Raw genomic sequence first — 18,580 nt, forward strand, 5'->3', positions numbered from 1 at the left:
TCGCATGGCGCCGATCAAATTGCTGTCCGCTCGCATCGTTCTAGCCGCGCTCGGGCTCGCGCTCGCGCTGTCCGCGCCATCGCGCGCGGAAGAATCGCGCGTGGTTCCGCAATCGGCCGCGCAGATCAAGCTGAGCTTCGCGCCGGTGGTGAAGAAGGCGGCGCCGGCGGTCGTCAATGTCTATGCGCAGCGCGTCGAACGGAACCGGCCGCGCAATCCCCTGTTCGACGATCCGATTTTCCGTCGCTTTTTCGGCGATCGCCAAAGATCCGGCGGCGCGACCGCCCAATCGCTCGGCTCGGGCGTGATCGTCGATCCGTCAGGCCTCGTGGTGACCAATAATCACGTCATCGCGAATATGACCGACGTGAAGGTCGCGCTGTCGGACCGCCGCGAATTTCCTGCGGAAATCCTGCTGCGCGACCCGCGCAGCGACCTCGCGATCCTGCGCATCAAGGCCCCCAAGGACGCCACCTTTCCCGTGCTGGAAATGGGCGATTCGGACACGCTTCAAGTCGGCGACATCGCGCTGGCCATCGGCGATCCCTTCGGCGTGGGCCAGACCGTGACCCAGGGCATCATTTCGGCTCTGGCGCGCACCGAGATCGGCATTTCCGATTACGGCTTCTTCATCCAGACCGACGCCGCCATCAATCCCGGCAATTCCGGCGGCGCTTTGGTCGGTATCGACGGTCGGCTGATCGGCATCAATTCCGCGATCTTCTCACAGTCGGGCGGCTCGGTCGGCATCGGCTTCGCCATTCCGGTCAATATGGTCAAGGACGTGGTGGCCACGGCCAGGGCGGGCGGCAAGGAAGTCCATCGGCCCTGGCTCGGGGCGAGTCTGCAGAACCTGAACCGCGACATCGCCGATTCCCTTGGGCTCGACCGTCCGACCGGCGCGCTGGTCACCGATGTCGATCCGAAGGGGCCGGCGGCCGAAGGCGGACTGCGCCAGGGCGACGTCATCACCGCGGTGGACGGCAAGGAGGTTTACGATTCGGGCAGCGTCGGCTATCGCCTCGGCGCCAAGCCGATCGGCGGTTTGGCGTCCCTCTCGATTCTGCGCGACGGCAAGAAGCTGGTCGTACCCCTGAAGCTGATGGCGGCGCCGGAGCGTCCGCCTCGCGATCAGCTCACCATCGTCGGCTCGTCGCCCTTCTCCGGGGCCACGGTGGTCAATATTTCGCCGGCGACGATCGAGGAATTCTCGATCGCTCACGCCCATGAAGGCGTGGCGGTAATCGGCGTCGCGGACGACACTCCGGCATCGGTCGTGGGCGTCCAGAAGGGCGATATCGTTCTTTCGCTGAACGGCGAGAAAATCCACAACACCCGCGACCTGCAGCGCGTCGCCGGCGGAAATCCCTATGTCTGGAAGCTCCAGATCAACCGGGACGGCCAGGTGATTACGAGCGTGATCGGGGGATAGCGGCGCTTTCGGCGCCTCCGCCCGAGGCGTCCAACAACGAATCCAACCGGCATCGTACAGAAACGTTTCGGCGGCGTTCATACCGTAAGCGTCAGCAGACGTCCCAATCCGGAGTTCAAGGCATGCATTTATCGATCACACATCTTCAGCCGGGCGTCGCCCTGATCGCGGGCGTCCTGATCCTGATCGCGCCCCGCCTCCTCAATTATATCGTCGCGTTTTACCTGATCATCATCGGCGTGCTCGGCCTCGGCCTTTTGCACTGAGCGCCGATCACCCTGGTCGCGCCATCTGGAACAAGGCTCCGATGGTCGCGTAATCCGCCGCATAGCCGCAGCGCAGGATCGGCTGGGCGGCGACGAGGTCGAATCTGCCGTCGCGGATGAAAGCCTCGTCGAGATGGACGCCGACAACCTGGCCGATGGTCAGGATCGCGCCCATCGGCTGGCCGGAAATATCCTTGAGCCGAACGATTTCAGTCACCATGCATTCCAGGCTGCATGGACTCGCCGCCACGCGCGGCGCCTTCACTTTCACGCCGGGCGCGCTCGCGAGCCCGGCGTGTTCGAATTCGCTTTTTCCGCGCGGCAGGGAGGCGGACGTCGCATTCATTGCGTCGCGCAGGGGAAAGGTCGCCAGATTCCAGACGAATTCGCCGCTCTCTTCGGCGAAAGTCGCGCTGTCCTTGGCGCCTTCGCTCGAAAAGGCGATGAGCGGCGGCGCGCCGCCGATGGCGTTGAAGAAACTGTAGGGCGCGAGATTCACCGCCCCGGAAAGGCCGCGCGTGGAAATCCAGCCGATCGGCCGCGGCGCGACCATGGCCTTGAACGGGTCATGCGGCAGAAGGGCGCGGTCGCGCCGGTCGGTTTCATAGAACATCGGAACGCCTTCGGACCGCGTTTCGTCAGGCTTTCGCCCGGGTGTTCTCAGCCGTCTGGCCGAACAGGACCTTTTTCGCCTCCTCGCTCATCGGCTCCGGCGGCCGGATGCGATCGCCGATCTCATAGGCGCGCTGCACCGCGGGCCGGGCGCGGATCGTATCGAACCAGCGGCGCAGGTCGGGGAATTCGTCGAGGTTCTGGCCCTGCTGTTTCCAGGGTACGATCCACGGATAGCTCGCCATGTCGGCGATGGAATAGGCCCCGGCGATGAAGCCGCCCTGGTCTCGGGTCTTGGCGAGCTGGCGGTCGAGCACGCCGTAGAGGCGGTTGGTCTCCTTCACATAGCGGTCGATGGCGTAGGGCAGTTTCTCCGGGGCGTAGATCGCGAAATGATGGTTCTGCCCCGCCATCGGGCCGAGGCCGCCCATCTGCCAGTACAGCCATTGCAGGACGGCATATTTTTCGCGCGGGGCCTGAGGGAGGAATTTTCCGGACTTTTCGGCGAGATATTGAAGAATGGCGCCGGATTCGAAAACGGAAAGCGGCGCGCCGCCAGCGGCCGGGGCATGGTCGATGATCGCCGGCATGCGGTTGTTGGGCGAGATTTTCAGGAAGTCGGGCTTGAACTGGTCGCCGGCGCCGATGTTGACGGGGCGCAATTGGTAGGAAAGGTCGGATTCCTCGAGGAAAATAGTGATCTTGTGACCATTTGGGGTCGGCCAGTAAAACAGCTCGATCATGTTCGCCTTTCCCGCCATTTGGGGTTAGCCTGCGCCTAAAGATAAGGGTTGAGGTTCCCGGCGGGGTTTGCAATGCCGAAAATCTTCCGCGCCATCGGCGCAATGACGGGCACGTCCATGGATGGCGTCGATCTCGCCTTTCTGGAGACCGACGGCCGGCAGACATTGAAATTCGGTCCGGTGGCGTCCTATCCCTTTTCGGACGGGGAGCGCGCGATGCTGCGCTCGGCGGTCGACGCCGCGAAATATCTCGTCGGCCGCGACGACCGGCCCGGTCCGCTCAAGCCGGCCGAGGATCTGGTCACCCGCCGCCACATCGAGGCGATCCACGATTTTCTGGCGCGCGAGCGCGTCAGGTCGGAAACGGTCGATCTCATCGGCTTCCATGGCCAGACCGTGCTGCATCGTCCCGACCGGGGCCTGACCGTGCAGATCGGCGACGGCGCCGCTCTGGCCCGCGCCGTCGGCATAGATGTCGCCTATGATCTGCGTGCGGCGGACATGGCCGCTGGAGGGCAGGGGGCGCCGCTGGTGCCGGTCTATCACCGCGCCCTGGCCGAAGCCTCGGGCGCCGTCCTGCCCCTGCTTTTCGTCAATATCGGCGGCGTCGCCAATCTGACCTATGTGGCGGACGGGCAGGACCCGATCGCCTGCGACGCCGGGCCGGGCAACGCTTTGCTCGACGACCTGATGCGCGCCCGCACCGGCGCGGCGATGGACGCCGACGGCGCCTGCGCGCTCTCGGGCAAGGTGGACGAGGGCGCGCTCGATGTCCTGCTCGCCAATCCGTTTTTCGCGCAGAAGCCGCCGAAATCGCTCGATCGCAACGCTTTTTCGGCCGCGCCGGTCGCGGCTTTGTCGACGCCCGACGCCGCGGCGACGCTTGCCGCCTTCACCGCCCGCGCCATACTCGCCCATTTGCCCTTTTTGCCCGAACCGCCGCGCATGATTGTTTTATGCGGCGGCGGCGCGCGCAATCCGGCCATCGTCCGGGCGCTCGGCGACCACGCGCCCTGCGCCGTGCGCTGCGCCGAGGATTTCGGCTGGGCCTCGCAGGCGATCGAAGCCCAGGCCTTCGCCTTTCTCGCGGTGCGCTCGGTCAAGGGGCTGCCGCTGACCTTCCCGAGCACAACCGGCGTCCGCGAACCGGTCAGCGGCGGCGCCCTGGCCTGGGCGGGGCTGTAAGGCTAAAGCGTCAGAACGGGATTTCGTCCAGCGCCTTGAGGCAGGCGGCGTCCTTGCCCTGCGCCTGAAATTTGCGCGCGCGGTCGAGCGAGGATTTGGCCCTGGCCATGGCGTCCTTGTCCGCGGCGAGCACGCTGGCGGCCGTCGGCTGATGGTGCATGGTGGCGAAGGCGCCCTCGCTCATGTCCGTCACCGGCGCTCCGCCGGCCTCGGCCCGGTCGACCAGGGCCTGAAGGCGGGTGATTTCGCTTTGGCATGTTCTGGTCTGCGCTTGCGCCGTGTCCGCCATGGCGCAGAGACCGGCCAACGAGAACAGGGTGGGGATGAAGACGCGCGACATGATTCCGCCTCTTTGCGACAGGTATTAATTCAGGCCCTCCGGCGTGGCGGCCGCGCCGATCATATTGCAACCGCGCTTTCGCCGTAAAGGCGTTGCATTTCGGCGATGTCGCTTTCCGCCGGCAGGCCGGCCTCGTTGCCGAGATGCTGGACCTTGAAGGCGGAGGCGGCGCGGGCGAAATCGAAATGATCCGCCCAGCGCCCGGTGCGATTACGCAAATATGATGCGAGATAAGCGCCGTGAAAGACGTCGCCGGCGCCCGAAGTGTCGATGACTTTTTCCGACGGCACCGGAAGCGCCGGCATGCGCGAGATCAGCCCGTTCTCGTCGCTCCACAAAAGGCCATGCTCGCCCTCGGTGACCGCCGCGATCTTGACCCCGCGCGCGGCCAGATAGGCGAGCGTATCGAGCGCGGTCAGCTTGAGTTGCTCGCAGAAGGCTTCGGCCACCACCGCCACGTCCGTATTGTGGAGCACTTCTTCGGTATTGCTGCGCACGGCGCCGCCGTCCAGCGACGTCAGCAGGCCCCGCTGGCGGAAGGCCTTGGCGTAAAAGAGCGCGGCGTCGGCCTGGTGGCCGTCGAGGTGCAGGGCCTGGTAGCTCGACACGTCGAGCTTCATGAAAGGCCGCAGATATTTGTTGTCGCGGGCGCGCAGGATGGCGCGCTTGCCGCCCTTGGGCAGGACGAAGGAAAGCGACGAGCGCTCGACCTTGCGTGGATAGATCGACACCCCGTATTTGTGCGCCATTTCCCAGAACATCTGGCCGAGCCAATCGTCGGACATGGTCGTGAGGAGGTCGGTCTGGATCCCGAGCTTGGCGCAGGCGAAGGCGGCGGTGACCGCATTGCCGCCGAAAGAGACAGCGTAATCCGTGGCGACGGATTTCTCGTCGCCGGTAGGCATGTCATCGGTGATCATCGTCATATCGATGTAGGAATGTCCGACAAAAAGGGCGGTCACGGTTTTCTCGCGAGTAAGGTGGCGTCAATTCGGATTAAATTACAAAATCGCCGCATTGTCTGCGGTCATCGTCAAGGCCGCGCCAGCAATGTCCGCGCGCGACCGGCGCCGGATGGGAACCAGGTCCGCGACAATCGCGGAACGCAAATCTCGGAACGCCTTGATGTCAGAGCCTAATCCCTTGCTTGTCTCCCTCGTCTCGCAGGCGGGCGAACGCGCCGCCGGAACGCCGGTCTCGTCGCTGTTCATCGGCCGCTGGTCGGCGCGCGCCATGACCGGCGAGCCGATCCCGGACAAGGTGCTGTTCGCCTTGTTCGAGGCGGCGCGTTTTGCGCCATCGAGCAATAATTCGCAGCCTTGGCGCTTCGCCTATGCGCGGCGCGGCAAGCCCGCATTCGACAAATTTCATGCCTGCCTGAGCGATTCCAACCGGGTCTGGGCCTCCAAGGCGTCGGCGCTGGCGCTGGTCGCCAGCAAAGCCGCATTCACGCCGGAGGGCGGGAGCGAACCGCGCGTGTCCGGCTCCTCCTCCTTCGATACCGGCGCGGCTTGGGCGAGCCTCGCCTTCCAGGCGGCGCTTCTGGGCTGGAGCACGCGCGCCATGGGCGGCTTCGACCATGACCTTGCCCGCGCCGCGGCCGGAGCGCCCGAGAGCCTGAAACTCGAAGCCATGATCGCGATCGGCAAGCGCGGCGACCCGTTGCTGCTGCCGGAGGAGCGCCGGGCTTTCGAAAAGCCCAACCGGCGCAAGAAAATCGAGGAAATCGTTTTCGCGGGCGGCTTCCCCGCCGATTGCTGAGCAGGACCTCTGAAAGGCGGCCGCCGGTTCCGGCGTCAAAATCCTGCTAGAATGTAGAATTCCAAGCGTGAATCTTTTGGCGAGCCAATCAATTCACGCCAATGTGGCGAGGGCGCGTCTTGGCCTATAGCGTCAAGGAAATGTTCAAGACCCTGCAGGGCGAAGGCGGCCAGGCGGGGCGGGTGGCCGTGTTCTGCCGTTTTGCCGGCTGCAACCTGTGGAGCGGTCGCGAGGAGGACCGCGCCGCCGCGATTTGCGACTTCTGCGACACCGATTTCGTCGGAACCGATGGCGGGGGCGGCGGCAAGTTCGCCGATGCGCAAGCGCTCGCCCGCCGACTTGCCGAAACCTGGGGCGAGGGCAGGGAGGGCCGCTGCGTGGTCTTCACCGGCGGCGAACCCTTGTTGCAACTCGATCCCGCGCTGATCGCCGCCGCCCATGACGAAGGCTTCTTCGTCGCGGTGGAGAGCAATGGGACGCTGGCGCCGCCGCCTGGGGTCGACTGGCTCTGCGTCAGCCCCAAGGCGGGCGCCGATTTGCGCGCGCGGCGAGGGCAGGAACTGAAACTGGTGTTCCCCCAGCCCGGCCTGGACCCGCGGGAGTTCGAAGCGCTGGAGTTCGAACGTTTCTTCATTCAGCCGATGGACGGCCCCGGTCGCGCGCGCGCCACCGAAGCCGCGATCGCCTTCTGCCTGGCGCATCCGCGCTGGCGCCTGAGCCTCCAGACCCACAAGCTGATCGGCATCCCGTGAAGCCTGTTGCAGAAAAACAACGCCTATCAAAAAAGCGCCGCTCTGGTCACGGATTTTTCAGGAATTGATTTGAACCAAGGCAAGCGTCGCGCAAGATGCAAATGCTTCGTTTCGGCTTCGATTCTGAGCCGGCTGCGGCAGGCAGGTTGCAGCGTTTTTCGATTCGTTCGGATATCGGAGGCGTTGACCGTGAAACATCGCAAATGGGCGCGTTTCCTGGGGCTTGCCGTCGCTAGCGCGGCGTCGCTCTGCCTTGGCGCGTTTCTGTCCTATCAGGCCGCCATTCAGCAGCAGCAGGCGGCCAATCCGCTGGAGACGCAGGTTGCGCTTCGCGCGCCCGTCGCGGCGGCGGCGCCCGCCGTTCCGGCGCCTCAAAAGCTCGCCGCCGTCCAAGCGCCAGCTTCCAACGTTCAAGCGCCTGTTTCCGAGGTCCAAGCGCCTGTATCCGAGCCTGCGCCCGCTCCGGCTCCCGCGCGGCCGAGCGGCCCCATCGTCGCGAGCCTCGAATCCGATGCGCCGCCGGTCTTTTCCCCATCGATGGCTCTGGCCCTGCCGCTGGACCTGCGCATGGGCGAGGACGCGACGGTGGTCGAGGCGTCGCTTCCCGCCAGCGATATGGCGACGCCGACCAATCCGGAGCCGATCCCGGCGGCGCCCGAGGCCGCCGCCGAAAACGAACTGTTCCATGGCAAGCCCGCGCCGCTGCCGCCAGTCCGTCCGACGTCGCTGGACGCCTCCTCCGCGTCGCAACTTGAGGCGGCCCTCACGCCTGCGGCCGCCAATCTGCCCGCGCCGCCGCCCGTTCCCGGCCAGGGGCGCGCGCCGGTCCTTTCCGCCCCGGCGGCCGCGCCCTCCGCCGCCGCGCCGCAGAGCGGGTTTACCGGCTTCGCCAACGCCCTGGCCGCGGTCACCTCGTCGGTGGGCGGCGCCAGTTCCGTCATGAAGCCCGCCGAGTTGGAGCCGGCTCCGCCGGAAGTCGCGCGCGGCGGCTTCAAGATGGGCGACCCCGTCTATATCCGTATCTTCAAGAAGGAATCCGTGCTTGAGCTTTGGATGAAGCGCGGCGACGGCTATGCGCTTTACAAAACCTTCCCCGTCTGCCGATGGTCGGGCCAGCTCGGGCCCAAGTTGAGATTTGCGGATTACCAGTCCCCCGAAGGCTTTTATGAAGTTTCCGCCCGCCAGCTGAACCCGCATTCCCATTTTCATCTGGCGTTCGACCTCGGCTATCCCAACGCCTATGACCGTCGCCATGGCGCCACGGGCAACGCCGTCATGGTCCATGGCGACTGCAAATCGGTCGGCTGTTTCGCGATGACCAACGCCGGGATCGACCAGATTTATCCGATCGTCGCGGCGGCTCTGCGCGATGGCGAGCGCGAGGTGCCGGTGCATATCTTCCCGTTCCGGATGACCGACCAGGCGATCGCGCGCGAAAGCGCGCCGCGTACATTCCTCTCCTTCCTCGCGCCGGGCAATGCGCGGCCGCATCAGGACTGGTCGGCCTTCTGGCGAAATCTCAAGCAGGGCTATGACATATTCGAGCGCACTCATATTCCGCCGGTGGCCTATGCCTGCGGCGATCGCTACGAGTTTGGCGCCGCCGGTCGCTCCTGCGCCCGCATCGCCGGCTGGTGATTCGCTTTTCCGCAACTGGCGGCGCGCTCCGCTCCCCGCTATGATCCGCGCGCCCGGCCTCGATGGGAGGCGTCGGCGGAAGCACTTGCCCAAGGACGGCAGCATGAGAATTGTCGGCATCTGGAAACTGAACCTGGAAACGCCCTTTGGCGTCCAGACCCCTTCATTGCGCATCAATGCCGACGGAACCGGCGGACTGATCTCGCCGATCGGCGAGGCGCCGCTGAACGATCTGCAAATCACCGACGACACGGCCGAATTCACCGCCCAGGTTCCGACGCCGATGGGGAAATTCGCGATCGGCTTCAGCGTCAAAGCGGACGGCGACGCGCTCGCGGGAACCTTCACCTCGCCGCTGGGCGCGACGGATTTTTCCGGTCAGCGCGAGGCGTAAGCAGGATTTCCGAAAAGCGGTCGCCGGTTTTCGGAAAAAATCCTGCTAAAGCAAAAAGATCAAGCGGCGGAGTCGGTTTCGTCGATGAACTCGGCGATCCGTTCAAGCGTCGGAAAATCGAGCAGGAACGGCGCGTGGCCCTGGCCGGGCACGACATGGGTCTGGCACAAGGGGTGGCGCGCCGCCATTTCGGCATGAACCTCCGGCGCCAGCACGTCGGAATGTTCGGCGCGCAGGGCAAGAATCGGCGCCTGAACGGCGGCGAACTGCGGCCAGAAGTCGGGCAGCGGCTTCGTGGGGTCGAAATTGTCGAGCGTCCGCGCCAGTTGCGGGTCATAGGACAGGCGCAGCCGCTCCGGCGTCTGGTTCAGCGAGTTCTGCGCATAGAATCGCCAGTGCTCGTCCGGGACGCTCGGGAAGAACGGTCCCAACACGCTTTTGTAATGCGCGACGGCGGCGTCGAGATCGCGCAGTAGCGGTAGTTTGCCGACATATTGACGGATGCGCGCCAGACCGTCGACCTCAATCTGCGGGCCGACGTCGGCGAGGACCATCGCCTTCACAATGTCCGGCCGCTGGTTCGCCAGAATGATGGCGTGGAGCCCGCCCCGCGACAGCCCGACAAAAATCGCGGAGCCGATTCCGAGCGCCTCCAGAACCGTAAGAATGTCGGCGAGTTCGGTCGGAAAATTATAGTGGGTCCAGTCGGGATCCCAGTCCGATCCGCCGCGGCCGCGATAATCCAGGCTGACCACCCGCCGATTGGAGCGCGCGCGCAAAAAGCTTCCGAGCACCACGAAATCGCGCGCCGGACGGGTCAGGCCCGGCAGGCATACGACGGGCGGGGCGCCGCTGCGCCGGCCCGGCTCCTCCTCCTGGACCAGGGCATGAAGATTGAGCCCGTCGCTGGATTGGAAGAAAAGGCTCTGCAGTTTCCCGCTCATCCGCGGCGCCCCCCGAAGTCTTCTATGCGGTCGGCCGGCGCGGGCGTTCAATCGCCCCGCTTCAGGAGCCGGCTTTTCTCGCGGTTCCAGTCGCGCTGCTTCTCGGTCTCGCGCTTGTCGTGCGTCTGCTTGCCCCGGGCGAGCGCGATCTCGATTTTCGCGCGGCCCCGGTCGTTGAAATATAGCTTGAGCGGCACGATCGTCATGCCCTCTCTTTGGACGCCCTGCGCGAGTTTGGCGATCTCTCGATGTTTCAGCAGGAGTTTGCGCAGCCGCTTGGGTTCATGGTTGAAACGGTTTCCGGCGAAATATTCGGGAATATTGGCGTTCACCAGCCAGATTTCACCATTCTTGTCCACGCTGGCGTAGGATTCGGCGATATTGGAGCGGCCGGTGCGCAGACTTTTCACCTCGGTCCCGGTCAAGGCGAGTCCCGCGTCGAAAGTCTCGCCGATTTCGTAGTTGTAACGCGCCTTGCGGTTGTCGGCGACGATCTTGAAATTGGATTTCGGTTTTTCCGCCACTTGCTGTCGGGTCGTCCCGCTCCGTTGGTGCGGCGGCGCATTGGCGCCGCCAGTGAGGCCTCAGGCCGCGAGAACGCCCGCGTGAATCATCGCGGCGTGGATCGCATCGCGCGTCTTGTCGGTCGAGCCGACCAGGGGCAGGCGGACTTCCTCGGAAGCCTTGCCGAGCAGGCTCAGACCGGTCTTGGCGCCGGTGACGCCGGCTTCGAGAAAGGTCGCGGCGTGAAGGGGCGTCAGCTTGTCCTGAATGACGAGGGCCTTGGCGAAGTCGCCGCCCTGCGCCGCCTTCCACAGGTCGGCGCAGGGGCGCGGCGCCGCATTGGAGACGACCGAAATACAGCCGACGGCGCCGGCGGCGAAACAGGCCAGCGCCGTCATGTCGTCGCCAGAAAACTGCAGGAAATCGGGCCCCATCGCCTGGCGCTGCATGGAAATGCGCGCGACATTGCCGGTTGCGTCCTTGACGCCGACGATATTTCGCAATTCGCCGTAACAGCGCGTCATCGTCTCGACCGACATGTCGATCACCGAGCGCGGCGGGATGTTGTAGATCACGATCGGGATGCCGATAGCCTCGTCGATCGCCTTGAAATGCTGGAACAGGCCTTCCTGGTTCGGCTTGTTGTAATAGGGGGTCACGACCAGCACGGCGTCGGCGCCCGCCTTTTCGGCGTGGACGGCGAGATCGATCGCCTCGCGCGTATTGTTGGAGCCGGCGCCGGCGATCACGGGAACGCGGCCTTTCGCCTCGGCGACAGCGATCTCGACGACGCGCTTGTGCTCGTCATGCGACAGCGTCGGGCTCTCGCCTGTCGTCCCGACCGGCACGAGCCCATGGATTCCGCTCTCGATCTGCCAGCCGATCAGGGCGCGGAGCGCGGCCTCGTCCACGGCGCCCTGCTTGAAAGGCGTCACCAGCGCCGTCATCCATCCCCGAAGTCGCGTTGCTGTCGCCATCGCCATTTTCCGTCCTGCTTATCGCCGCTTTGTGGCCCAACCGGCGCCGCTTTTGGCAGGTTATTAGCCTGCGTCACTCATAGCGGCTGAAAACGGCGACGAAAAGGGGCGCGTCGCGCCCGCAACATGAATTCGTTGATTCGCCAACCAATACATGCGGAAGGCTCCTTGTTCAGCAGGATTTTGTCCGAAAGCCGGCGAACTTTCCGAAAATCCTGCTCGGGCGATGCGAAGGAAATTCGCGCCGAGGCGAGTGGTTAACCCGTCGTTAATTTCATCGGCGCAGGCTGCTGCCGGCGTCACGAAGCAGAAGGCGTTTAAATGCGGATATTGCCCATGGATCGACGACTGGCGGGCGCGGCTTTCGCCGCGACCTGCTGTCTGACGATACCGGTCATGCAATATTACGCGTCCCGCCGCCCCATCATTCCGTCGCTTCCCGTCTATTTTCCGTCGCAGTCGCCATCCTCGGCGCAGGACGACGGCCATTGGGGCCCGCCCGATCCGTCGAAATTCGCCGGGAGCCGGAAGGACGATTCCGGCGCCGAGAAGGCGGCCGCGCATGATCTTTCTGGCGTCGCCGACACGCTGCGCTATTACGGGCAAGGCGACGTCAGGTCCGGCGACGCGGCGCTGGCGACCAGGGATCCGATGGTTCGCGACGCCGTGGAATGGACCCTGATTCGATTCCATCCCGACAAGGCGGGGCTCGACCGGGTCGTCGCGTTCCTGCGCTCCCACCCGGACTGGCCAACCGCCCAGTTGCGCAAGCGCGCTGAAGAACTCGCCGGCTCGCAAGGCGCCAAGCCTGATCGCGCCGCGGCTTATTTCGCCGAATTTCCGCCGACCACCGCCGGCGGTCGTCTCGTCTATGCCGAGCTTCTGCGCAACGATCCGGCGCGGGCGGACGAAGCGGCGCAGATCGCTCGCGATCTGTGGCGCGGCAGCGATCTGGGGCCGGCCCTGGAAAAGCGCCTGCTCAAGAATTTCTCCGGCGCGCTGACCGTTGCGGACAAAATCTTTCGGCTCGACCGCCTGATGGAGCGCGAGCAATATTCGGCGGCGTCGCGCGCCGCCGCGCTCGCCGGCAAGGATGGACGGGCGCTCTATCGCGCCGAATCGGATCTCGCTCATGGCGCCTCCTGGACCAAGGTTGCGCGGCGCGCGCCCGCCAGCCTGCGCGGCGATCCCGGCCTGCTTTACATGCGCATTCATTCGGAACGCCACGCCAATCATATCGACGAGGCGGCCAAACTCATGCTCGCCGCGCCGCGCGATCCCGCCGTGCTGGCGAGCCCCGACGACTGGTGGGTCGAGCGCCGCCTGCTCGCGCGCAAATTGCTCGACGCCGGAGAGAACCGTCGCGCCTATCAAATCGCCGCCGAACATGCGCCGGCGTCCAACGCCGCCGACGTCGAGGCCGAGTTCACCGCCGGCTGGATCGCGCTGCGCTTCCTCAACGATCCGGCGCTCGCGGCGCCGCATTTCGACAAGCTGGCCCAGATCGCGCGTACGCCGCATTCCATCGCCCGCGCCACCTATTGGCAGGGCCGCGCCGCCGAGGCGCGCGGCCAGGACGCCAAGCGGTTTTACGCGCGGGCGGCCAATGAAACCGAGACCTTCTATGGCCAGATGGCGCGGGCAAAACTCGGCGAGGAGCCGGTGATGCTGCGGCCGGCGCCGACGGCGGCCCAGGGCGAATCGCGCGCCGAGGTCGTGCGTGCGGTCCAACTGCTGTTCGACCTGGGCGAGCAGGACGCCGCGCGCCGGCTCGCGCTTGAAAGCGCCTCGACGCTGACCGATCCGACCCAGATGGCGGCGTTGTCGCAACTGATCGAGGCTCACAGCGACGCCCATACCGCGCTGATCGCCGGCAAGGCGGCGTTGCACCGCGGCCTCGCCATCGACAGCCTGGCTTTTCCCCTCAATGGCGTGCCCCAATATTCCGAGCTGGCCAATTCCGCGAGCCGTCCGGTGGTGCTGGCGATCGCGCGGCAGGAAAGCGCCTTCAACGCCGTGGCCAAGTCGGGCGCCGGCGCTTTCGGCCTGATGCAGATGATCGAGTCGACGGCGCGCAAGGCGGCGCAGAGCGCCGGCGTCGCCTATGACGAGCAGAAGCTGAAGAGCGACGCCGCCTTCAGCGCCCAGCTTGGCGCCTTCCACCTCGGCCAGTTGCTCACAGAATATCGCGGCAATTATATTCTCGCTTTCGCGGCCTATAACGCCGGCGGCGGCAATGTCGGCGACTGGATCAAGGCCTATGGCGATCCGCGCGCCGCCAATGTCGATCCGATCGACTGGATCGAACGCATTCCCTTTACCGAGACGCGCTATTACGTCGAGAAGATCATCGAAAACCTGCACATCTATCGCGCGCGCCTCGACGATCCGGCGCCCGATCTCGTCGCGGGCGACCTCCGGCAGACGGTCGCCGCGAGGGAGTGAGGCGTTGGTTCAGCCGGCGCGCAGATCGGCTGCGATCCGCGCGAAGACCGCCTCGAACATTTCATGCGTGAGGACGCCAGTGTTCGTGTTGTAGCGCGAGCAATGATACGAGTCGTAAAGTGTGATGGCGCGCGATTTCAGGCGATGAACGGCGCCATGGGCGAAGGGCAGGGCCTTGGCCTTTTCGCCGAACAGGCGCAACGCGCTGTCATGGGCGATGCGTCCGAGGCAGAGAAGCGCGCGCAGGCGAGGCATGGCGGCGATCTCGCGCTCCAGAAATTCGCGGCAGGTCGCGATTTCCTGAGAGGTCGGCTTGTTCTGCGGCGGGACGCAGCGCACCGCGTTGGAAATGCGGCTTGAACGCAATTGCAATCCGTCGTCGGCGCGTTCGCGATAAGCGCCTTCAGCAAAACCGTGGCGCAGCAGCGCGGGATAGAGCAGGTCGCCGGCCCAGTCTCCGGTGAAAGGGCGCCCGGTCCGATTGGCGCCGTGCAAGCCCGGGGCGAGGCCGAGAATCAGCAGTTCGGCGTCGAGCGGTCCGAAGGCGGGCACGGGCGCATTGAAGCCGTCGGGAAGCGCGCGGCGGTTCTCAAGGCGGAATTCACCGAGACGCGGGCAGAGGCCGCAATCCGCATCGGGCTCCAAAAAGGAAAGAGGCGCCGCCGCGGTCGTCGTCGGCGCGCCTCCTTGTCGTTCCGCGCTCGTGCTGTTTGGTCGATCTGCTTTCGCGCTGCTCGCGCGCGTCACTCGTCGTCGTCCGCCATCTGCTCCTGCGGCGAGGCGACATTGGCCGGGCGCCGTTCCTGGAACCGCTGCATGCGTTCGGTGCGTTCCGCCGGGTCGCGGCCGATTTTGTTGGCGATATGGACGATGTCGACGAATTCGTCGGCCTGACGACGCAATTCGTCGGCGACCATCGGCGGCTGCGTCGTAATGGTCGAGAGAACCGAAACACGCACCCCTTTGCGCTGCACGGCCTCGACGAGCGAACGGAAGTCGCCGTCGCCCGAGAACAGCACCATATGGTCGATGTGATCGGCCATTTCCATGGCGTCCACGGCGAGTTCGATGTCCATGTTGCCCTTGACCTTGCGGCGGCCCAGAGCGTCCACGAATTCCTTCGCCGGCTTGGTGACGACGGCATAGCCATTGTAGTCGAGCCAGTCGATCAGTGGCCGGATCGAGGAATATTCCTGATCCTCGACCAGGGCAGTATAGTAGAAAGCCCTGAGCAGACGTCCCTTGGACTGAAATTCCTTCAGGAGGCGCTTGTAATCAATGTCGAAACCTAACGATTTCGCAGTTGCGTAAAGGTTTGCTCCGTCAATGAATAGCGCGATGCGTTCCGGTTCAGCCATTATCAATTTCCACTTCTAGTTGAAGTTGATGGATAATCAGTTTGTTTGCGGTTCATGTTTTGACATTGCTCTATCGCAAAAAACGGGAAATGCAAGTTACGTTTTTATGAAGTTTCGGCGATGGCGCCAAAAATCGGAGGTGGCAAGTTCGGAGTCGTTATTTTACGGAAATTCGGGGCCAAGGCTGCTGCAATCCGTTTCCCGTCGCTTGGGGCCGCCCGACGCCGCCTTCGCGTCGAAACCGCGCCAACATGATTGAATATCGCTGAAGATTGTGTTCCTACAATGATTTGTCAATCGTTTTGTCAATGGCGAGGCGCTGCTCGAGCCTAAAGTTCGAATCTGGCTATTTTGCGAAAGCGCCAGGAACGCGGAGATTCGCGGGACTTGCCTTGACAGCCCCTTTCATGTATGCAGGCAAATTCCCTACATCGTCTGTTCTCCAGGAGTGTGGCCGAATGGCTCGCGTCACCGTAGAAGACTGCATTGACAAGGTCGACAACCGCTTCGACCTCGTTCTACTCGCCAGCCATCGTGCGCGGATGATTTCATCCGGCGCGCCAATCACCATTTCGCGCGATAACGACAAGAATCCGGTCGTCGCGCTGCGCGAGATCGCTGACGAGACCGTCGCGCCCGAAGACCTCAAGGAAGATTTCATCCATTCGCTGCAGCAGCATGTCGAGGTGGACGAGCCCGAGGCGGAAGTCGTGCCCACTCTTGTCACGCCGGTCAGCGACGCCGCTGGCGATGTCCAGTTCGACCGCATGACCGAGGAAGATCTGCTGCGCGGACTGGAAGGCTTGGTGCCGCCGGCGGAAACCGAAGACGATTCCGAATAAGGCGTCGCTTGCGCCGCAGCCGCCTCTCGCGCAAGCCGCGCGGGAGGCTTTTTGTTTCCCGCGCCCCGTCGTGTGGTTTCCATCAGTTTTTTTAGCGTTCCGGCGCGCGCCGCGCTTGCCGCGGACCGTCGCTCCGCTGATATTGCTGAAGTACGCTTTTCCACTCCGGTCCTGGAGATTTTCGTCGGCATGATGCGGCAATACGAACTCGTCGATCGCGTTCGCAAATATAATCCGCACACCGACGAAGACCTGCTCAACCGCGCCTATGTCTATGCCATGCGCGCCCATGGCCAGCAGAAGCGCGCTTCCGGGGATCCCTATTTCACCCATCCGCTCGAAGTCGCCGCGATCCTCACCGAACTGAAGCTCGACGACGCGACCATCGTCGCGGCCGTTCTGCACGATACGATCGAGGACACCGGCGCCACCAAGGCCGAAATCGATTCCCTGTTCGGCCACGAGATCGGCCGTCTCGTCGATGGCCTGACCAAGCTGAAAAAGCTCGATCTCGTCTCCAAACGCGCGGCGCAGGCGGAAAATTTCCGCAAGCTGCTGCTGGCGATCGCCGAGGACGTGCGCGTGCTGCTGGTGAAGCTCGCGGACCGGCTGCACAATATGCGCACGCTGCATTACGTCTCGCCGGACAAAAGGGCGCGGATCGCCCAGGAGACGCTCGACATTTATGCGCCGCTGGCCGGGCGTATGGGCATGCAGAATCTGCGCAACGAGCTGGAGAATCTCTCGTTCAGATATCTGATGCCCGAAGCTTTCGCGATGGTGTCGACGCGGCTCGAGGATTTGCGCGAAACGAACCGCGAGCTGATCAAGACCATCGAGGACGAACTGACCGAAGAGCTGGCGCTGCGCGGCATCGAGGCCGAGGTCCACGGGCGCCAGAAACAGCCCTATTCGGTATGGAGCAAGATGGAGCGCAAGTCGCTCTCCTTCGAGCAGCTTTCGGACATTTTCGGCTTCCGCGTCGTCGTCGGCGACGTCGACGAGTGCTACAGGGTCATCGGCGTCGTCCACACCAAATGGCCCATGGTGCCCGGCCGCTTCAAGGATTACATCTCGACGCCCAAGCAGAACGACTACCGCTCGATCCACACCACGGTGGTCGGGCCGGGCCGCCAGCGCGTCGAACTGCAAGTGCGCACGCGCGAGATGCACGAGATCGCGCGCTACGGGATTGCGGCGCATTCGTTCTACAAGGACCAGCCCGACGCGCCGGCGCCCGTGCTCTCGCACGAGAGCAGCGCCTACCAATGGCTCAAGCGCACGATCGACATGCTGGCGGAAGGGTCGAGTCCGGAAGAGTTTCTGGAGCACACAAGGCTGGAGCTGTTCCACGACCAGGTGTTCTGCTTCACTCCAAAGGGCCGCCTGATCGCGCTGCCGCGCGGCGCGACGCCGATCGACTTCGCCTATGCTGTCCACACCAGCGTCGGCAATTCGGCGGTGGGCGCCAAGATCAACGGGCGCATCGCGCCTTTGCTCGCGCCGCTCGACAATGGCGACGAGGTGGAGATCGTGCGCGCGGAAGGCCAGATCCCGCCGGCCGCGTGGGAAACGATCGCGGTCACCGGCAAGGCGCGCGCGGCGATCCGGCGCGCCACCCGCGACGCCGTGCGCGCGCAATATGCCGGCCTCGGCCGCCAGATCGTGTTGCGCGCCTTCGAGCGCGCCGGCAAGAAATTCTCCGAGGACAAGCTGCGTCCGTCCCTGCCGCGCCTTGCGCACTCCAACATCGAGGATGTACTGGCGGCGGTCGGGCGGGGGGAAATGTTCTCGGGCGACGTGGTGAAGGCGGTCTATCCCGATTTCAAGGAAGAGCGGAAGGCGCCGGCGCCCGACCGCTCCGAGCCCGGCTGGTTCCGCATGCAGAAGGCCCAGGGCGTCGAGTTCAAGTCGCCACATAATGGCGAGGCGGTGCCGATCCGCGGTCTCCAGGGCGACCTGCCGGTGAGTTTCGCGCCCAACGGCGCGGTGCCGGGCGACCGCATCGTCGGCATCATGACGCCGGGCGAGGGGATCACGGTCTATCCGATCCAGTCGCCGGCGCTCGAAGCCTTCGACGACCAGCCGGAGCGCTGGCTCGATGTGCGCTGGGACGTCGAGGACGCCCAGGCCCTGTTTCCGGCCAGGATCATGGTCGCGGCGATCAACGAGCCGGGCAGCCTCGGCGCGGTGGCGGCTCTGATCGGCGAACAGGGCGCCAATATCGACGATGTGAAATTCAACAAGAAATCCCCGGACTTCCGCGAGATCAGCTTCGACGTTCAGGTCTTCGACCTGAAACACCTCAATGATATTCTCTCTCGCCTGCGCATGTTGCCGATGGTCCACAGCGTCGAGAGGGTGATCGGCTGAAAATGTCCGAAAGG

At 64.6% G+C, this 18,580-nt stretch carries 20 protein-coding genes; 10 read left to right on the plus strand and 10 right to left on the minus strand.

Annotation, left to right across the window (positions count from 1 at the left end; translation table 11 throughout):
* Nucleotides 1–4 precede the first annotated feature (4 nt).
* Both K2U94_RS09325 and K2U94_RS09330 read left to right on the plus strand, forming a co-directional pair.
* Nucleotides 5–1,432, plus strand: a complete 1,428-nt coding sequence (locus K2U94_RS09325; RefSeq protein ID WP_243066944.1) for a DegQ family serine endoprotease — start codon at nucleotides 5–7, stop codon at nucleotides 1,430–1,432.
* 122 nt (nucleotides 1,433–1,554) lie between these two features.
* Nucleotides 1,555–1,698 (plus strand): DUF3096 domain-containing protein, encoded by a 144-nt coding sequence (locus tag K2U94_RS09330; RefSeq protein WP_243066945.1) that lies wholly within the window; start codon nucleotides 1,555–1,557, stop codon nucleotides 1,696–1,698.
* Nucleotides 1,699–1,705: 7 nt separating this feature from the next.
* Here K2U94_RS09330 and K2U94_RS09335 read toward each other — a convergent pair whose 3' ends face one another.
* Together K2U94_RS09335 and K2U94_RS09340 are read right to left on the minus strand one after the other, a co-directional pair.
* Nucleotides 1,706–2,311: a flavin reductase family protein gene (locus tag K2U94_RS09335; RefSeq protein ID WP_243066946.1), complete on the minus strand. Its 606-nt coding sequence runs from the start codon at nucleotides 2,309–2,311 to the stop codon at nucleotides 1,706–1,708.
* 25 nt (nucleotides 2,312–2,336) lie between these two features.
* On the minus strand, nucleotides 2,337–3,053 hold the full coding sequence (locus K2U94_RS09340; RefSeq protein WP_243066947.1) for a glutathione S-transferase N-terminal domain-containing protein: 717 nt from the start codon (nucleotides 3,051–3,053) through the stop codon (nucleotides 2,337–2,339).
* Nucleotides 3,054–3,125: 72 nt separating this feature from the next.
* Between K2U94_RS09340 and K2U94_RS09345 the strand changes: the two genes are divergently transcribed.
* Entirely contained in the window at nucleotides 3,126–4,238 is a 1,113-nt protein-coding gene (locus tag K2U94_RS09345; protein ID WP_243066948.1) for an anhydro-N-acetylmuramic acid kinase, read from the plus strand.
* A gap of 10 nt (nucleotides 4,239–4,248) precedes the next feature.
* Here the strand turns inward: K2U94_RS09345 and K2U94_RS09350 are convergent, their stop codons facing one another.
* Nucleotides 4,249–4,578, minus strand: a complete 330-nt coding sequence (locus K2U94_RS09350) for a hypothetical protein (RefSeq protein WP_243066949.1) — start codon at nucleotides 4,576–4,578, stop codon at nucleotides 4,249–4,251.
* Between the two features lie 59 nt (nucleotides 4,579–4,637).
* A complete protein-coding gene (locus tag K2U94_RS09355) occupies nucleotides 4,638–5,540 on the minus strand; it encodes a PfkB family carbohydrate kinase (protein ID WP_243066950.1) in 903 nt (300 codons plus the stop codon).
* Nucleotides 5,541–5,703: 163 nt separating this feature from the next.
* On the opposite strand from K2U94_RS09355, the gene K2U94_RS09360 reads away from it, so the two are divergent.
* The 4 genes from K2U94_RS09360 (at nucleotide 5,704) to K2U94_RS09375 (ending at nucleotide 9,123) form a co-directional block, all read left to right on the plus strand.
* Nucleotides 5,704–6,339 (plus strand): nitroreductase family protein, encoded by a 636-nt coding sequence (locus tag K2U94_RS09360; protein WP_243066951.1) that lies wholly within the window; start codon nucleotides 5,704–5,706, stop codon nucleotides 6,337–6,339.
* A gap of 119 nt (nucleotides 6,340–6,458) precedes the next feature.
* The gene (gene queE / locus K2U94_RS09365) at nucleotides 6,459–7,091 is read left to right on the plus strand and encodes a 7-carboxy-7-deazaguanine synthase (protein WP_243066952.1); all 633 of its coding nucleotides are present in this window, start codon (nucleotides 6,459–6,461) and stop codon (nucleotides 7,089–7,091) included.
* Nucleotides 7,092–7,280: 189 nt separating this feature from the next.
* A complete protein-coding gene (locus tag K2U94_RS09370; RefSeq protein WP_243066953.1) occupies nucleotides 7,281–8,729 on the plus strand; it encodes a L,D-transpeptidase family protein in 1,449 nt (482 codons plus the stop codon).
* Between the two features lie 103 nt (nucleotides 8,730–8,832).
* Entirely contained in the window at nucleotides 8,833–9,123 is a 291-nt protein-coding gene (locus tag K2U94_RS09375) for a hypothetical protein (protein ID WP_243066954.1), read from the plus strand.
* A gap of 59 nt (nucleotides 9,124–9,182) precedes the next feature.
* On the opposite strand, the gene K2U94_RS09380 is transcribed toward K2U94_RS09375, so the two are convergent.
* From K2U94_RS09380 to K2U94_RS09395, 4 genes are all read right to left on the minus strand, one after another.
* Nucleotides 9,183–10,067: an alpha/beta fold hydrolase gene (locus K2U94_RS09380; RefSeq protein ID WP_243066955.1), complete on the minus strand. Its 885-nt coding sequence runs from the start codon at nucleotides 10,065–10,067 to the stop codon at nucleotides 9,183–9,185.
* 47 nt (nucleotides 10,068–10,114) lie between these two features.
* A complete protein-coding gene (gene smpB / locus K2U94_RS09385) occupies nucleotides 10,115–10,591 on the minus strand; it encodes an SsrA-binding protein SmpB (RefSeq protein WP_243066956.1) in 477 nt (158 codons plus the stop codon).
* Between the two features lie 60 nt (nucleotides 10,592–10,651).
* The gene (gene dapA / locus K2U94_RS09390; RefSeq protein WP_243066957.1) at nucleotides 10,652–11,548 is read right to left on the minus strand and encodes a 4-hydroxy-tetrahydrodipicolinate synthase; all 897 of its coding nucleotides are present in this window, start codon (nucleotides 11,546–11,548) and stop codon (nucleotides 10,652–10,654) included.
* Between the two features lie 63 nt (nucleotides 11,549–11,611).
* Nucleotides 11,612–11,950 carry a hypothetical protein gene (locus K2U94_RS09395; protein WP_243066958.1) on the minus strand — a complete coding sequence of 113 codons (339 nt, stop codon included), beginning with the start codon at nucleotides 11,948–11,950 and terminating at the stop codon, nucleotides 11,612–11,614.
* Here K2U94_RS09395 and K2U94_RS09400 point away from each other — a divergent pair.
* A complete protein-coding gene (locus K2U94_RS09400; protein ID WP_243066959.1) occupies nucleotides 11,945–13,993 on the plus strand; it encodes a lytic transglycosylase domain-containing protein in 2,049 nt (682 codons plus the stop codon). The two genes, K2U94_RS09395 and K2U94_RS09400, sit on opposite strands and share 6 nt — an antisense overlap.
* A gap of 9 nt (nucleotides 13,994–14,002) precedes the next feature.
* Here K2U94_RS09400 and K2U94_RS09405 read toward each other — a convergent pair whose 3' ends face one another.
* Both K2U94_RS09405 and K2U94_RS09410 read right to left on the minus strand, forming a co-directional pair.
* Complete coding sequence (locus K2U94_RS09405; RefSeq protein WP_243066960.1) at nucleotides 14,003–14,638, minus strand: uracil-DNA glycosylase; 636 nt, start codon at nucleotides 14,636–14,638, stop codon at nucleotides 14,003–14,005.
* A 98-nt stretch (nucleotides 14,639–14,736) separates the two neighbouring features.
* Nucleotides 14,737–15,351, minus strand: a complete 615-nt coding sequence (locus K2U94_RS09410) for a LabA-like NYN domain-containing protein (protein WP_243066961.1) — start codon at nucleotides 15,349–15,351, stop codon at nucleotides 14,737–14,739.
* A 458-nt stretch (nucleotides 15,352–15,809) separates the two neighbouring features.
* Between K2U94_RS09410 and rpoZ the strand changes: the two genes are divergently transcribed.
* Both rpoZ and K2U94_RS09420 read left to right on the plus strand, forming a co-directional pair.
* Complete coding sequence (gene rpoZ, locus K2U94_RS09415) at nucleotides 15,810–16,193, plus strand: DNA-directed RNA polymerase subunit omega (protein WP_243066962.1); 384 nt, start codon at nucleotides 15,810–15,812, stop codon at nucleotides 16,191–16,193.
* Between the two features lie 189 nt (nucleotides 16,194–16,382).
* On the plus strand, nucleotides 16,383–18,566 hold the full coding sequence (locus K2U94_RS09420) for a RelA/SpoT family protein (protein ID WP_243066963.1): 2,184 nt from the start codon (nucleotides 16,383–16,385) through the stop codon (nucleotides 18,564–18,566).
* Nucleotides 18,567–18,580: the final 14 nt, after the last annotated feature.

It is taken from the genome of Candidatus Rhodoblastus alkanivorans (assembly GCF_022760755.1).
GTDB classification, from domain to species: domain Bacteria; phylum Pseudomonadota; class Alphaproteobacteria; order Rhizobiales; family Beijerinckiaceae; genus Rhodoblastus; species Rhodoblastus alkanivorans.